The organism is Dyadobacter tibetensis Y620-1 (genome assembly GCF_000566685.1).
Lineage (GTDB): Bacteria > Bacteroidota > Bacteroidia > Cytophagales > Spirosomataceae > Dyadobacter > Dyadobacter tibetensis.
This window is the reverse complement of the sequence record NZ_AZQN01000001.1, coordinates 254656-270331: the sequence shown is the minus strand read 5'-3', so window position 1 is coordinate 270331 and position 15676 is coordinate 254656. Positions and strand designations below refer to the sequence as shown.

At 42.7% G+C, this 15676-nt stretch carries 10 protein-coding genes; 3 read left to right on the top strand and 7 right to left on the bottom strand.

From position 1 onward, the window contains the following. Positions 1-3 precede the first annotated feature (3 nt). A complete protein-coding gene (locus tag X939_RS0101105; RefSeq protein WP_025761404.1) occupies positions 4-3243 on the bottom strand; it encodes a DUF1553 domain-containing protein in 3240 nt (1079 codons plus the stop codon). A 290-nt stretch (positions 3244-3533) separates the two neighbouring features. Between X939_RS0101105 and X939_RS0101095 the strand changes: the two genes are divergently transcribed. Next, positions 3534-4559 carry an LLM class flavin-dependent oxidoreductase gene (locus tag X939_RS0101095; protein ID WP_025761402.1) on the top strand — a complete coding sequence of 342 codons (1026 nt, stop codon included), beginning with the start codon at positions 3534-3536 and terminating at the stop codon, positions 4557-4559. Between the two features lie 115 nt (positions 4560-4674). Here X939_RS0101095 and X939_RS0101090 read toward each other — a convergent pair whose 3' ends face one another. The 5 genes from X939_RS0101090 to X939_RS0101070 all read right to left on the bottom strand — a co-directional run bounded on the left by X939_RS0101090 (position 4675) and on the right by X939_RS0101070 (position 12173). Next, the gene (locus tag X939_RS0101090; protein WP_025761400.1) at positions 4675-5061 is read right to left on the bottom strand and encodes a YidH family protein; all 387 of its coding nucleotides are present in this window, start codon (positions 5059-5061) and stop codon (positions 4675-4677) included. Positions 5062-5193: 132 nt separating this feature from the next. After that, positions 5194-6453 (bottom strand): PepSY-associated TM helix domain-containing protein, encoded by a 1260-nt coding sequence (locus X939_RS0101085; RefSeq protein WP_025761399.1) that lies wholly within the window; start codon positions 6451-6453, stop codon positions 5194-5196. 94 nt (positions 6454-6547) lie between these two features. Then, the gene (locus X939_RS0101080) at positions 6548-7783 is read right to left on the bottom strand and encodes a DUF4374 domain-containing protein (protein ID WP_025761398.1); all 1236 of its coding nucleotides are present in this window, start codon (positions 7781-7783) and stop codon (positions 6548-6550) included. A gap of 31 nt (positions 7784-7814) precedes the next feature. Further along, a complete protein-coding gene (locus X939_RS0101075) occupies positions 7815-10184 on the bottom strand; it encodes a TonB-dependent receptor (RefSeq protein WP_025761397.1) in 2370 nt (789 codons plus the stop codon). Between the two features lie 276 nt (positions 10185-10460). Continuing rightward, positions 10461-12173, bottom strand: a complete 1713-nt coding sequence (locus X939_RS0101070; protein WP_025761396.1) for a GMC oxidoreductase — start codon at positions 12171-12173, stop codon at positions 10461-10463. A 258-nt stretch (positions 12174-12431) separates the two neighbouring features. On the opposite strand from X939_RS0101070, the gene X939_RS0101065 reads away from it, so the two are divergent. After that, a complete protein-coding gene (locus X939_RS0101065) occupies positions 12432-13211 on the top strand; it encodes an NYN domain-containing protein (RefSeq protein WP_025761395.1) in 780 nt (259 codons plus the stop codon). A 423-nt stretch (positions 13212-13634) separates the two neighbouring features. Next, the gene (locus X939_RS0101060) at positions 13635-14084 is read left to right on the top strand and encodes a thioesterase family protein (protein WP_025761394.1); all 450 of its coding nucleotides are present in this window, start codon (positions 13635-13637) and stop codon (positions 14082-14084) included. Between the two features lie 98 nt (positions 14085-14182). Here the strand turns inward: X939_RS0101060 and X939_RS0101055 are convergent, their stop codons facing one another. Then, complete coding sequence (locus tag X939_RS0101055; protein ID WP_044198157.1) at positions 14183-15448, bottom strand: PQQ-dependent sugar dehydrogenase; 1266 nt, start codon at positions 15446-15448, stop codon at positions 14183-14185. Between the last annotated feature and the right edge of the window lie 228 nt (positions 15449-15676).

Genomic DNA, 15676 nt, shown 5'->3' with positions numbered 1-15676 from the left:
ATTTTATCTCTTGGTTAAAGTGGCGTCAGAATTCATAATGGTACTGGCGACAATGGCATTGGCTACCACTGTTACGGGGTCCAGTCTTGAATCGATTTTATATTGTCCTGTTTCCAACCACCCTTTCGTTTTTTCTGGTTTATCTTTTAGTTTTTTGAGCTCTTCACCACGCAAATTCAATAGAATCTTCAATTCTTTATCGATGGGTTTCCGCCCGGTTAATTTGCGAAAGGTATTAATCACCGCCATTTTAGGATCCTGAGATTTAGACATGGCTTCTCCTAGCACTTTGGCTGCCTCAACAAAAGTAGGATCGTTGAGGGTCACCAAGGCTTGTAAAGGTGTATTGGTCTTCTGTCTTCGAACAGTACATGCATTACGTGCCGGGGCATCGAAGGTAGCCAGCGTAGGATTGGGTACCGACCTTTTAATGATTACATAAAGGCTCCGCTTATAAACCGCTTGGCCGGTATCGGGCACGTAGGTGGCCCCATTAATACGCCAAAGTCCTTCGGGTTGGTAAGGTTTGACGCTCCGCCCTCCAATCTCTTGGTTGATGAGGCCACTAGCGGCTAAAGCATTATCCCGCATCATCTCAGCAGACAAGCGAACACTTGGCCCCCGGGCTAGGTATCGGTTCTGCACATCCTTTTCCATATGTTGCTTACTAGGTTTTGAATCTTGTTGATAGGTAGCCGATAAAACCATCAGTTTCATTAGTTTTTTGACATCCCACCCCGAATTCTGGAACTCCAAAGCCAGCCAGTCCAATAGCTCCGGATGGGTAGGTAATTCTCCTTGGTTTCCAAAATCCTCAGAAGTTTTAACAATACCTGTTCCAAACAGCATCTGCCAATATCGGTTTACGGCAACTCTGGCAGTTAGAGGGTTGTCGGGGTGCGTGATCCATTGGGCCAGCCCTAACCGGTTCTTGGGTAATTTATCTGAAAAACCAAAGATTCTCTCGGGGGTATCAGGAAATACCTCTTCACCTATTGCATCGTACAAACCCCGTTCCCGGACAAAGGCAGGTTTCGGCGAGGAGGACTCCTGAAATACCATCAGTTCCTGGACCTTTTCCGAACTATCAGCAAAGGTGGTTCGGATTTCCTTTAGCCTTGTCCGCATCCGACTGGCAGGACCATACACATATCCATAGTAATATTGCTTCAGGGCGATCCTTTCATCCTGACTTAGCTGCTGCGGTGATTTAGAAGCCAAACGATTCCATCGGTCGGCTCCAGCCAGAATTTTCACCTCAAAAGCGGTAAGTTCTCTATTGTATACCAAAAGTTCATCGGCACGTCCTCCCGTAAATCCGTTTCCACGCCACCATCCCCCGAGTTGAATACCTGGTTGTTTTCCGATTTTATTGGTATCAAATAAAATATCTTTGGATAGTTGATTCATCCTCGTATCCATCGCCAAAACCTCACCATTCAGGAATAGTTGCATTCCTTCTGCTCGTGATGAACCGTCATAGGTCATTGTCAGCTGAATCCATTGATTGGTAGGCAATGGTTTCCGGCTCAACTTGGTGAGGGCATTCGAGGGATAAACATGACCTATATTCATTTCCAAAAGTCCATTTCTGATAAATAGATGGTACCCCCTGAAATTATATAGACGCTCTGCCTGACTTTTATGAAGAATTACCCCATCTTTCAGATCCTTAGGAATGTTCACCCATATTCCTATACTAAAGGGTTCTGATTTCCGAAAAATACCAATCTCTCCAGTATCGACCCAGGAATCACCACTGAATGATAGTCCCTTGCCTATCTTTCCCTCCCCTAGGCTTACCGGCTCAGGCTTATTGGTCTCACGCGTTTGAATAGCTATTTGTCGGGGATTTTTCCTGTTTTTCATTACCGGGCCTTCAAAATCAAAATGAGCCAACAATCCGGCCTGAGGCAGGCTCTGAGCACCCAGTTTTTGATATGTTCTGCTGGATATCCACGCTTCAAAATCATTCTTCCCAAGGCTTTCTACCGTTTTAAGTTGTTCTTCGAGCTGTTTTATCCGTCTTTGCAGTTCATTAAGCGCCTTTTCCTGTTTCGGGGTGGGAAGCATCAAGGTTGGTGCTGGCATAGCATCATCCCAAGAGATTTGGCCTGCTTCTTCTATATTATTAAAAAAAGCACTGAGCTGGTAATAGTTTTTTTGAGAAACTGGATCGTACTTATGATCATGACAGCGTGCACAGCCTACGGAAAGTGCCAAAATACCATCTCCTACCGTATTGGCTCTATCAAGTACATATTCAGTTTTAAATTCCTCCTCTACTATTCCTCCTTCCAGATTTTGGGGATGATTTCTGTTGAATGCAGTTGCAATACGCATTTCTTTGGTAGGTGGACCTCCTTTGGAATTTTTCATCAGATCACCTGCCAATTGCCAGTGTAAAAAGGTATCGTATCTTTGATTTTTATTAAATGCCCCAATTACCCAATCCCGATATGGCGACATATCTCTTATCCTATCGACGGTGTATCCGTGAGAGTCTGCAAAACGGGCCACGTCTAACCAATTGGTAGCCATCTGCTCTCCATAATGGGACGATGCCAATAACCGATCTACTAATTTTTCATAAGCCCGGCTATCTTTATCGGAGACAAAGGCCTCTATCTCTTCTATGGTTGGGGGCAAACCGGTAAGGTCCAGAGTTACCCGCCTGATTAAGGTCTCCTTATCGGCTGAAGCGGAAGGGGTGAGCCCTTGTTCTTCCAAGCTCTTTAATATAAAGAGATCAATTGGATTTCTAACCTTGTCAGCATTTTCCTTAAGCGTGGGCAGAGTTGGTTTTTCGGGCTTCACAAAGGCCCAGTGAGGCTTATATTCGGCTCCTTCGTCTATCCATCGTATTAACACGGCCTTTTCATAAGGCGATAAGGTGAGATGAGAACCTGGAGTAGGCATGATCACCTCAGGATCGTCGGAAGTGATGCGATGGAATATTTCACTATTGCGAAGGCTTCCCGGATCAATGGCATATTTGCCAGGTGTTTCCGGTAACTGAGCATATGCAGCTTCAGCAACATCGAGCCGTAAGCCAGCCTTTTGCTTTTTTTCATCAGGTCCGTGACAGGCAAAACATTTGTCGGAAAGAATCGGTTTGACATCCCTATTATAGTCCAGGGCTCTATCTGGTAACGATTCCATGGCGATCTGCACCTCAGCTGGCAGGCTCGGTTGACAAGCATAACATAAACCTAGAAAAAACACTCCAATTATTATTCGCATGATCCAGCAATTCAATATCTGTAAGTACCACAAAGATATAGATCAAATAATTAGAAGAATTATCCAAACTTTAGGAATTTGTATACATATCCGACTACCATCTTATCAGATCCTGGAGATTGATCATGGTAGTTACTATACCAGCCGAAAGTCCTGTATGCGAGAAATAATCCTGGCTCCTACAACTATGTTCGGTCAAATGTTGTTAAAGATGAAGTCTAAGAACTTCCACCGAGGACCAGAGGAGTCATAAGGCTAATTTTATAATTTACTAATTTGATACAGATCGCATGCAGTTACATACATCAGAGCAACTAAAATACTCTGTCTTAGATCTTGCCTCCGTTTCGGAGGGTAGGAAACCATCCGACTCCTTTAAAGACAGTCTTAAACTTGCCCAAGCAGTAGAGCAAATGGGCTATGAGCGTTACTGGCTAGCCGAGCATCATAATATGGAAAGCGTTGCCAGTTCGGCTACTGCCGTCCTCATTGCCCATATAGCGGGGGGCACATCCACTATCCGTGTGGGATCGGGAGGTATCATGCTTCCCAATCACTCTCCCTTGATAGTGGCCGAGCAGTTTGGAACATTAGAATCTCTGTTTCCTGGAAGAATTGACCTAGGCTTAGGGCGAGCACCTGGCACCGATCAGATTACAGCCAGAGCCATCCGGGGGGAAAATATACATGCTGCCAATAATTTCCCTTCCGATGTTCGGGCCTTACAAACCTTATTTTCTTCGGAAAATAAAAACGCGCAAGTCAGAGCCATACCGGGTGAGGGGCTGGATATTCCCATTTGGATTTTAGGTTCGAGTCCGGACAGTGCCCGGCTGGCAGCAGGACTGGGCCTTCCTTATGCTTTCGCCAGCCATTTTGCTCCTACCCACTTTGCCGATTCTATTCAGTATTATCGCCAGCATTTCAAACCCTCACAATATTTAGACCGACCCTATGTAATGGCCTGTGTCAATGTTATTGCGGCCGATCAGGACGCAGAGGCCTATAGATTATCCACTTCTTTACTGCAATTATTTCTGGGTATGGTTTCGGGTAAGAGAAGGCTCCTGCAGCCTCCAGTCGATCATATGGATTCCTTATGGGACATTCAACAAGAATATGCTGTCAACCAAATGCTCCGGTTTTCCTTTGTGGGAGGTCCACAAAAGCTTACCAAAATGTTGCAGGAGTTTATTTCCAAGTACGAGCTAGATGAAATTATGGCTACGGCGCCCATCTATAACCAGGAAGCCCGCCGTCATTCATATCGGATTTTGGCAGAGAGTATAAAACAGATTAACGAAGTTATCATTTAAAACAGCACCCAGGCGGGGCTTACTTTCTGATAAAGTTATAAGTCCTTCTTGGGTATAGATACCCTACATCATGACTTCCGTATTGTTTTATTTCAACTCCACAACCATCCTGAAATTAAACACTCCTAGCCAAATAAATTATTAACAGGATACTGATTAGTGTGATCAATCCGGTAAGCAAATTAGTCAACAGATTGGTAGGCATATATATACCCCTACGCAACTGCCGATCTGTCTTGCGAAACTGAAGATATGAAAGAGTAAGACAAATAACACCTAGGCCTACCAAAAGAACGCCGATAGATTGAGAATATCCTGGGGCGGGGGTTGGCATTTTAACTTCATTGCCTAATACCAAAGATATTTGGCGGACAAACAGGGAAAATTTGACTACTACAAAGCCAAAGGCCATAATGCCAATGCTGGTACGAACCCAGGCCAGATAGGTGCGCTCATTGGCAAGAAAGTCAGTAGGTTTTACATGCTTGGGGAGTTCTTCCATGGATAGATTGATAAAAGTGAAAAGGTGAAGATAGCTAAAATATCAAGCCAGCCCCACCCCTTTCACTGGATAGAAAACATAAAATTTTAGAGACTAAAACGAGACCGTTGTTTTATCGGCTCGCCAGGAATATCATTGCTGATTGATTCCAGATTTAAAGCTGCGGTTAAATTCGGGTCGAATTCGGATGGGTCTTGCCTTATCATTGACTTCGCGTTCCCGTTGCTTTAGGGCAGGCCTTCTGCCCTTCCTTTTTCCAAACCCCTTTCTATTCCACCAAATAATAAACCCGGTAACTGGAAGGGATGCGCCGATCAGAGTTACCAGGAAGGCGAGAACTTTTCCAGGGAAACCCAAAATGCTTCCTATATGTATATCATAATTCATCCGTCTAAGCTTTGCCCCGAACTCCGCCTGGCCGAAGGGGGTACCATAAATTTCATTTTTCGGTAATTCTTGAAGCGTATGCTGATCGAAGGTATAGGACTGACTATTATAAAATTGTCCTTTACTTGGGTATACGGTCATATTGATAGTTGATGCTGGTCTACGCGTATCAGGAAAACTGTAATAGAACCCCATGGCTTCCGGATGCTTCCGGATCACAGTCCCCCATGCCTTGTCCATTGCCTGAGCCCGACTATAAAGTTGGCCAATCTGTGAAGTATCTGACTGGGCCTTTTCACGTGCAGGGAGATGCTGACCACCAGTGGTGACCCAATATAGCCCCTTACTGTACCACTCCAGCCCGTACACCATTCCGGTCAGGGCAATGGCCAGAACAAAAAGTAGGGAATAAAATCCTAAAACATTATGAAGATCCAGATTTATACGCTTAAAGGAGGCACCCCACTTAATTCTAAAACTTTTATCCCGGGTCGCTCGGTTCCATTTTCGAGGATACCACCAGATTAACCCGGTAATCAAGAGTATTACAAATATTAATGTTCCGTAATTAACAATGGGCCGGCCTATTTCAACCGGCAACCAAAGGAACCGATGGCCTACTATCGCCCACCTAAAAAAACCAGCGAGTCCTTCACCGCTTTTATTTTCAGATATAATAGCGCCTGTATAAGGGTTAATTTCCAATCCCACGCCCTTTCCCCTTCTCTCCCCAAGATTCAGATGGATTGTTCGCTCTCTTCGATAGATGGCGTAACTCACCTTTAAATCGGGATATTTCTTCTCTGCAATTGTCAAAAGTTCGGAAGGGAGCAAAATGGCTTGATCCTTCGGCGCTATCCGAAGTTCTGGTTTAACCAAATCAGTTACTTCTTCTTGAAAAACCCAAAGACAGGCCGTAACACAAACAATAAAAACGATTAGTCCGGAGACCAGGCCTAGCCAGAGGTGGATCCAATTATTAATCTTTCTGAATGTAAATTTCATGGAGCGTCATTTAATGGATATGAGGGCTACCTATGTATCCTGTACTGGAATTGATTTCACAGTTAGCCCCCAAATCATATGTGTAGAACTATATTTAGCGATCCATTTTTACGATAGCCGTAATTTTCCCACCTTCTACTTTTAAGCCTTTGGTGGCCTGAGCAGCTTCTATATCCACAGAATACACCCAACTTCCTTCCTCTGTATTGATCCCCACGAATACCTTTTTGCCATCTTCAGTAATGGTGTTATTATTGTAGCTGGCCGATTTGGAAAGTATTTCCTCCGGCACACCTCCTACCCAGGCAAATGATTTGTTATATAAATTGATCCGTGCCATCCTTACGGGTCCATATTGGTTGGCAGGATCGGATAACATGTAGACTAGCACATTTCCCTGACTCAGATAGGTCGCACCAATCACCTTTTTCCCTCCTGAAACCTCTTCCATATTGAAAAAATAAGATGAATCAAATTCAGTCGTCCCATGCTTGATTTTGACAAACGCAGACGGATTTTTCCCGTTTAACTTTCCGGAATTAGTGCTAACGGCTGCTGAAAAGGCATAGGTATCTCCCTTTTCATCCACCAAAATTCCATTATTAAAATAGGTGCCGATCACCCCTGTACGATTGTCTTTTATCACTTTTTGAAGCTGCATTCCCGGGTAATCATAGACAGCAATCCAACTGCTGTCGGGAAAGGATGTTCCAAAGACGTCCGGAGCCGCTCCTTTTATGCTCATAAAGGGGGCAAATACCTTATCACCTACCTGCTGTGCCCAGGTAAAATGAGCACGTTCCCCATTTCCAGCTAAAGCAACGATATTGATTTTGCCTTCCCCTACAATTTTGGCTTCCTGGGCATTTATTCTAAACCAGGAGGCATTCTCATCTCCAGAACGTGGTACTTTTATGGTAAGGATATCATCATTAACTGCAGCAAAAACTTGGACTGTTTCACTTTGAAAATCCGAGAACTTCTCGAGTTCTCCTTTCTCATCCAATCTATAGGTCGTTACTGCTCCAGGATTACCCTGGCCATATAATAAGCTAAAAAAATTTCCTTTGTGAGTCATATAGTACCGGTAAGTACCATCTTGCTCGATACCCTGGCCTATGGTACTAATAATTCCCTGGCTCAGATCACTTGTCGTGAGTAGGTAATCGGCAACACCCGATGATCCAATGGGAGAAGAGGCAATGACAAATCTGTCTCCCGATTCTGACCCAGGTTCTGGAGAAGGAGATACTGTCTTTTCGTTATTACAAGAAATAAAAAGTATAGCGGCAGTTAAAAAACTTCCGACATTCAGGAGTAAGTTTTTCATAAAAAATTATGAGTATGAATGAGAAAAAAAATTATTTACTGAGGAAATATCTGAACTTAACATAGTAACCTCTACTGGGTTTTTGCAGACTAAAATTATCATATAATTTACTGTCCAAAAGGTTCTTACACTCCAGAGCCAGGTTGTAACGACCATCGGCCATAGCATAAATAATATTCAGATCATGATTGAGCTGTTGGGGGATATTAAGTTTGTCACTCCCCAGACTAGGCCAGTACAAATAATATGCATGAACATAAAGAAGGTTGTAACCAAAGGTCAGGCTGTTACCCTTCTTTAGAAAATCAGCTAGGAATATAGAAGCATCCGCATTTCCAAACAGGAATGGCATATTAGGGATTCTGTCACGGTATAAGGGACTTTCCAAGGTATATCCATCTTCATAGCGTGTGTTATTTCTAAGATTCTGATAGGTAATATTTACCCCGGTCGTCAGAATGCGTTTATAGTGGTACCGAATTTCGGTGTCAAAACCAAAATTGGTAACATTAGCTAGGTTATCCATCACCTGTTTGGTCTGATTTGCATTCAGTTTAGGCCGGATAAAATCTTTCGCATCCCGATACAATACATTAGCATCCAGGCTCAGGCGGTGGTGCAGCCCCACCCTTCTATGGTAAGCAAGTCCTAAGTTGTAATTATTGCTAGATTCGGGGTCCAGCTCAATATTTCCCTCCAGATTAATAAGGTCACCGAACAGTTCATCGGTTTCTGGTAACCTGTAGCTTTTCTCAAAGGATGCTTTCCATTGAAAATTGGAAGAGAGAAAATAGGTTGCAGCCATTCCATAACCATATTTATAAAACTGACTTTTTTGACGCAAATAGGCTATATCTCCCCAATTTCCGCTTGGATTGTAGGTCTGAGAATACCGGTTCAACTGAGAAAACTGTTTAATAAAAATCGAACTGCTCCAACGATCCGTAGGCTCAAGCTTGTAACCTAATCCTAGTACATTTTTGCTTTTAAATTTCGGTTGTTCATATTTTTCACTCTGTGGGTATAGCTCATCTTTCCCCCGACGATTGAAGCTGTTAAATACGTTATTGATCGTAACAGTATGACCTTTACCAAGGGCATAATTAAGATTGGCCGTTACCAACCCGTTATTATTTTTAAATTTATATAAGGATCGTTCGCGTTCACTGCCCGGGCCGTCATATTGCTTATACTGCTGAAACCAATTATAGCGTCTGTTGAGTGTATCGACGTTCTGTTCCATACCCAGATTAAAATTGGCGGAAATATTTAAATCCAGCCCTTTCACAAACAAATTCTTTTTATGGTATTTAACAGAAGGCATCACAATATTTCCCCTACGATACCAATTTCCAAACACACTCACCATTCGAGCTCCTGTTTGTATATCTGCTTTATTTTGTCCAAGGGTAAGGCCTACCAATAAGCGGTCGGCAAATTTCTTTCCAACAACACCTATGCCGGCGATAACCGTCTCGTTATGATAAGTATCATGAAAGCGTCTGAGACGCTGATTTTTAAAATATTCTCCGGTATTGATATCCGCTACATCGACATTAATCCAATAATTATTATCTGAATAATTTTGAAATGCATTGAGCTGAACCATCAATCCCTTCTTTCCTGTAAATCCGGCATTGATCGTGGTTCGATGCGTATTGAAAGAGCCATAGGAATAGGAGGCATCTAAATAAGTACTTTCTCTGTTCGAGGTAATAATATTCACAGCACCTCCCAAGGCATCGGACCCTAACCAAATGGGAACCACACCCTTATAAACTTCAATTCTTTCGGCCAGATTGATAGGAATATTATTGAGCTGAAAGCTCGACCCAAAATTGTCCATAGGTACACCGTCCAGAAAGAATTTTACCTGCCTTCCCGTAAACCCGTTCAGAGAGAAGTTCATTTTCGACCCCACACCACCATTTTCTCTAATGCGAACCCCAGAAACCCTGTCAAGAGCATCAGACAAGTCCAGAGTGGCATTCTGAAGCTTACGGGCATCGATTGCCGTAACATTATAAGCCTGCCGATTCACTTCGGTAGCAACACTACGTCCCTGCACGGCCACTGATTTAAGCTGTTCAGTGGCCTCCTCCAGGGCTATATTGAGCCTCTGACTTTGACCCTGGCGGATCTGCATGGAAACTGTTTTTGTTTTAAACCCCACATAGGATATGACCATCTGATAGCTACCCAAGGGAAGATTTTCCAATACGTAATGGGCATTAAAATCGGTGTTGGTACCATATTGGCTCCCTGATAAGGTTACTGATGCTCCCGGAAGAGGCTGGTTTGAATCGGAGGTAACCCGCCCCTCTACCCGCCCGTATTGGGCATAAGAGAAGAAACAACAGGACCCGAGTAGCCCAGTTAGAAAGATTTTTTTAACTTGCATTACTTTTAAATTTTGACGATTTTAAAAGAACCACAACCTTGTGGGGGATCGTACGGTTGGCGCCGTACGATCCATTTTATCCAATCTAATTTTCAAACCTCTGGCTTGACCCCTTCGGCATTGATATTTCAATCAGGTTACAAACCTAATATTAATTTATAATTAGTCCAAATAAATATATCTTATATTGACAATAAAAAAGTATCCCAATCAGAAAGAAAGGGATATATAGCTCATACCCAGTATTTTCATACTATATCCAACATATTATTTCCCCTATAATTCACCTCGTTTTAGTTGGGAGAAGGCAAAGTCTACAGCACGGGCTGTGAGCGCCATATAGGTCAATGAGGGATTTTGGGTAGAAGTGGAGGTCATACAGGCACCGTCGGTGACGAAGACATTTCGACAAAGATGCATTTGATTGAAGCCATTTAGGAGTGAAGTCTTAGGATCATGTCCCATCCGAACTCCTCCCATCTCATGATTTTCACTCCCAGGATTACGACGGGTATGACTGGTTTTAATATTTTTAAAACCCGCTGTATCAAACATTTCAGAGATCTGTTCATAGAAATCTTGCAACATTTTTTCATCATTCTCATCAAAATCTACTGACATACGTAATAAAGGGATACCCCAGCGATCCGTCTCCAGCTCATCGAGCCTAACACTATTGCTTTCCTTAGGAATTGTTTCGCCCATCATTTGTGCAGCTATCGTCCATCCTTGGTGACTGGGCATCAATAGGCTTTTCTTAAGAACCGCTCCCATTTCCGGAGTAGGATTATCTTTTTTGGAACTATTACAGGAGGCGGAATAGCCTCTTAAAAAATTTGTTTCTTGTTTATAAACGTTACGAAAACGAGGTATGTAAGTGCCAGTGGGTCGTCTTCCATCACTTTGAAAGGCAAAGAAATCGTCTACATCTGCCGAGACTCGCCCACTATAATTATGAAAACCGATATATTTTCCCAGTAATCCGGAATCGTTTCCCAGGCCATCAGGAAATCTTCTTGTTCGGGAATTAAGTAAGATTAGATTGGTATTGATAGCTGAGGCATTAAGGAAGATAATTCGAGCGTAATATTCCGTGATTTCCCCATCCAGAGCATCCACTACCCGAACGCCAATAGCCTTTTGTTGGTGTTCATCATAAATGACCGAATGGACCACTGAATCGGACTTCAAAGTAAGATTACCTGTTTTCTCAGCCCAAGGGAGGGTGGAAGAATTAGAGCTAAAATAACCACCAAAGGGGCAGCCCCTTTGGCACATATACCGATGCTGGCATTTCGCCCGGCCTTGTTGGGTATGAATAGGTTGAGGATCAGTTATATGAGCGGCTCGACTGGCAATGAGGTGCCTAGAACCTCCATATTGTTTTTTTATATGTTCACTCAAATGCTTCTCTACGCAACTCATTTCAAATGCCGGCAAAAATTCCCCATCCGGCAGATGAGGAATATGATCATTGTTTCCGCAAATACCTACAAATTTTTCCACGTAGCTATACCAAGGAGCCAGATCGGCATAACGTATGGGCCAGTCGACGGCGAACCCGTCCCGGGCAGGTCCTTCAAAATCGAAATCGGACCAACGCTGGGTCTGTCGGGCCCAGAGCAATGAGCGCCCACCTACCTGATACCCACGCATCCAATCGAATGGCTTGTCTTGAATATAGGGATGCTCAGCATCTTTCACCACGAAATGCATGGCATCTTCCTTGAAAATATAATGGCGGCTAGCGATAGGATTGGCTTTTTGAATTGCTAAACTTGGCCTGCCCCTGTGCTCAAACTCCCATGGCATCATATGGGTGGTAGGATAATCTTGTATATGTTTAACATCACGCCCTCTTTCCAGAATAAGTGTTTTAAGGCCTTTCTCACAAAGCTCCTTTGCGGCCCAGCCCCCACTTATTCCTGTACCCACAACAATTGCATCATAGCTTCGTTGGTTTGTCGATTTCATATTCAGTTGAGCCATCATTGCAGAATTAATATTTTTATATTTTTTCGCCCTTAAATAATAATTAAATCCTAGTATTACGACGAAAAATACCGGGTTTACCCTTGCCTCCCTGAAAACTTAATGGCCTATTGACCTCCTGGTGCCCGGCATGCCCTGGATCAGATATTAATCCTTGAAATATATAATGTAGCCTTATATTTGCCCCAGCTAAGAAATTGTAAAGATTGTAACCACAGTTTCCTTACAGTCGCAATCATATAGATGGAATGAATTATGGATAGAAATAATGAGTTAAGATTAGCAGTGTTAATAGACGCTGACAACGTACCCTACGCTAACATTAAAGATATGTTGGAGGAGATTGCAAAATATGGGACACCGACCTTCAAACGTATTTATGGAGACTGGACCAAACCTACCCTATCGGGCTGGAAAACGGTATTATTGGAAAACGCAATATCCCCTGTCCAGCAATACAGCTATACCTCCGGAAAAAACTCCTCCGATTCCGCGCTTATTATTGATGCCATGGATATTCTCTATACCGGAAATGTAGATGGGTTCTGTATCGTCTCTTCGGACAGTGATTTCACCCGATTGGCAACCAGGCTTAGGGAGGCAGGCATGCAGGTTTACGGTATTGGAGAGCGCAAGACCCCCGGGGCCTTTATTGCTTCCTGTAATAAATTTATTTATATAGAGATCCTCAAAAAAGAAAGTAAGCAGGAAAATATTTCTAGTAAGAAATCTAGGAAAGAGCCTAACAAACCCGACACCGATCCGGCCAAAGACGATAATAATTCGGTATCCAAAATAGATAAGGAACTGGTCAAACTGATTGCCGACAGCATTAACGATAATTCTGAAGAGGATGGTTGGATTTTTCTGGGGGTATTAGGCACTATGATTCTAAAGAAAAAACCAGATTTTGACTCCAGGAACTATGGATATAAAAAGCTTGTCGATCTGATAAGACATATCCCCGAAATAGAGATTGATTCGCGACACTCCGGCAAAGGCAACGTTACCCACTTCTATGTAAGAACGAAGTAAGGGCTAAGGATTATTATTTAAAGTCGGCGTCCTTACGGCTATTCTCCATAATTATTGGGAGAATAGCTGAAAAGGGCTCCGACTTTTTCAATCAATTTCACTCTGACTTTATACGAAGGCATGTCTTAGCATTTTAGTTCGCTACTCCCTAAATAATTCTGCAAAAATATATAAAAATATATGATAACGAATGAGTAAAGAAATACTAAACTCTTCTCATTGATAACAATTATATGACATCAATTTCTATTACCGATTAATAAATTTAAAAACAAATTACTCTACAAGCACTACCTGTATTTCATAATATTATTGTTACTTTTGAATAGCTTTTAGACCAGCCAGTATTTCTAAATTCATAGAGCATAGGAATCGTTTGGTATAGAATATTTTCAAGCCTTATCCATATACACCTAAGACATCATGTACGCCACACTGCAAGAACGAGAGAAGTACGATTTCAGCATGCGCCTGGATATCAACTGGAGTGATATCATTTCCCTCAATTTACCGAAGGAGGCCTCCTTCGAATCTTTAATGAAACAAGGTAGAATGTTTTATTTGATTAAGATTTTAAAGGGCAAATGGAAAGAAAAAGGATTAATAGAGCAGGAGACCAAACTGGAGGTACATCATCCCCTGGAATTTCCAGAGCCTGCTAGAATATTTGTCAGAGTTTCTGACGTCAACTCGATGGGGTTTACTCTTGATTGCATGATCCTTAGCCTCATCAATAATGTAGAAACGGTGCTTTCTACTGCCAGCACAAAAATGCTTCTATATGATTATAAAAGCAGCAAAATTGCAGCCTTAAATGAAGAGTTCCTGGAATTACTTCATCATTTCAATGAAAGACCCCTGGCGACTGTATAACCGATGGGTAGTTGCCCATTATTTGGTCATGATTAGAAAGTGCATATGTCTTGCAAGGATTCCAGACATATGCGCTTTCTAATAAGATTTCACCTGTCCTATTCGGACTTATAGCTGATTTTAAAAATGGTACCATTCAAATCGTCACTCACGTAGAGTGCGCCATCGGGTCCTTGGGCTAGTCCGCAGGGTCTATGCTGAACCGGACCATCGGGCATGGCTAAGTCGACCCCTGCGAAATTATCAGCAAAAATTTCCCACTGACCAGGCTTCCCTTTGACAAATGGCACAAAGGCCACCATATACCCTTTCTTCAGCTCTGGGGACTGATTGTGAAAAGCAATAAATGCGCCATTGCGGTAACGTTTGGGAAACATGCTTCCAGTATAAAATAATAATGCATTGGGCCCCAAATGAGCGGGGAAGGCCTGAATTGGATCTATTGCACGCTCTCCTGCCGTCTTTTTCCCGTCTCCTCCATATTCCGGAGCGAGCATTTTTTTATTTTGAAATTGGTCATAATAAATATAGGGCCAACCGGCATCATCACCCTCTTTCACTTTATATAGCGTTTCTGCAGGAAGTTCTGCGCTTTGCTGAGCACTGTAATACTGCGGAAACTTATCGTCAAACTTCCCTCTCCCATGGGCTGTGGCATAGAGGGAATTGGTATTAAAATCCCAATCGATTCCCACGGCATTTTTAAGTCCCGTTACGTAGCGTTTCCCATCCGAAAACTTTTGGTTTGCCCGGGCTGCATTAAACTTCCATATGCCTCCGGCCGAATCTAAAATGGTGCAGGGGGCCATGCCCGTTCCAGAACCCTCCTGACGGCAATTATCATTATACGAACCGATGGTCACATAAATATTGCCTTTACGATCGAGGGTCAGGGGCTTGGCATTGTCGCGCCCATGATCTACCAAACCACTGATGAGTTGCGTAGGTTCTGCATTGGCAGGCAGCTCTCCTCCCTTCCCTAATTTGTAGCGGAATACGGCCGAATTGGATGAAGTATATAGATATCCGCCACCTATAACAATTCCGGTTCCCGGATAGTCGCCCAATAGTTGCTGGTCTTCTATAATTCCATCCTGGTTCCGATCCTTTAATATATACATTCCATGCCCATCCTTCAATTTAGATAGGCGTACAAATATATCGCCCAACTCGTTAATGGCCATATGCCGCGTCGTTCCTAGATCCTTAGCCATTATTTGGGCCCTAAAGCCCGACGGGAGTTTGATCTGTTTTGCTTCAATGGGAAATTCCAGCCCCATCCTCTTCGATAATGGTCGAAGCCCAGTTAAGGAGAGGAGGACACAAATAGCCAGAAAGGCTTTAGATACTTTACAAATATTCATGGATACTAAGAGGAAGAAAATTATTTATAACGGCATACATAATCCTACTCATAAAGAGCCAATTCGATTGGCTACTACTCATATATACTATGAAAAATAAAATATTTTCCTCAATTCAGATTTTTCAAAAAAATAAGATGCGATAAAATACTGACAACTAGAATTTTAAGTTGACTTACTAAAAGTAAAACCACACTTAACTCTGAACGTTGCATTATTTATACCAGA

What these genes read in the sequence shown, in the direction of transcription:
- X939_RS0101060 (WP_025761394.1), top strand. Translation starts at nt 13,635, where the DNA reads ATGTACGCCACACTGCAAGAACGAGAGAAGTACGATTTCAGCATGCGC.
- X939_RS0101080 (WP_025761398.1), bottom strand. Translation starts at nt 7,783, where the DNA reads ATGAAAAACTTACTCCTGAATGTCGGAAGTTTTTTAACTGCCGCTATA.
- X939_RS0101105 (WP_025761404.1), bottom strand. Translation starts at nt 3,243, where the DNA reads ATGCGAATAATAATTGGAGTGTTTTTTCTAGGTTTATGTTATGCTTGT.
- X939_RS0101055 (WP_044198157.1), bottom strand. Translation starts at nt 15,448, where the DNA reads ATGAATATTTGTAAAGTATCTAAAGCCTTTCTGGCTATTTGTGTCCTC.
- X939_RS0101085 (WP_025761399.1), bottom strand. Translation starts at nt 6,453, where the DNA reads ATGAAATTTACATTCAGAAAGATTAATAATTGGATCCACCTCTGGCTA.
- X939_RS0101075 (WP_025761397.1), bottom strand. Translation starts at nt 10,184, where the DNA reads ATGCAAGTTAAAAAAATCTTTCTAACTGGGCTACTCGGGTCCTGTTGT.
- X939_RS0101095 (WP_025761402.1), top strand. Translation starts at nt 3,534, where the DNA reads ATGCAGTTACATACATCAGAGCAACTAAAATACTCTGTCTTAGATCTT.
- X939_RS0101065 (WP_025761395.1), top strand. Translation starts at nt 12,432, where the DNA reads ATGGATAGAAATAATGAGTTAAGATTAGCAGTGTTAATAGACGCTGAC.
- X939_RS0101090 (WP_025761400.1), bottom strand. Translation starts at nt 5,061, where the DNA reads ATGGAAGAACTCCCCAAGCATGTAAAACCTACTGACTTTCTTGCCAAT.
- X939_RS0101070 (WP_025761396.1), bottom strand. Translation starts at nt 12,173, where the DNA reads ATGGCTCAACTGAATATGAAATCGACAAACCAACGAAGCTATGATGCA.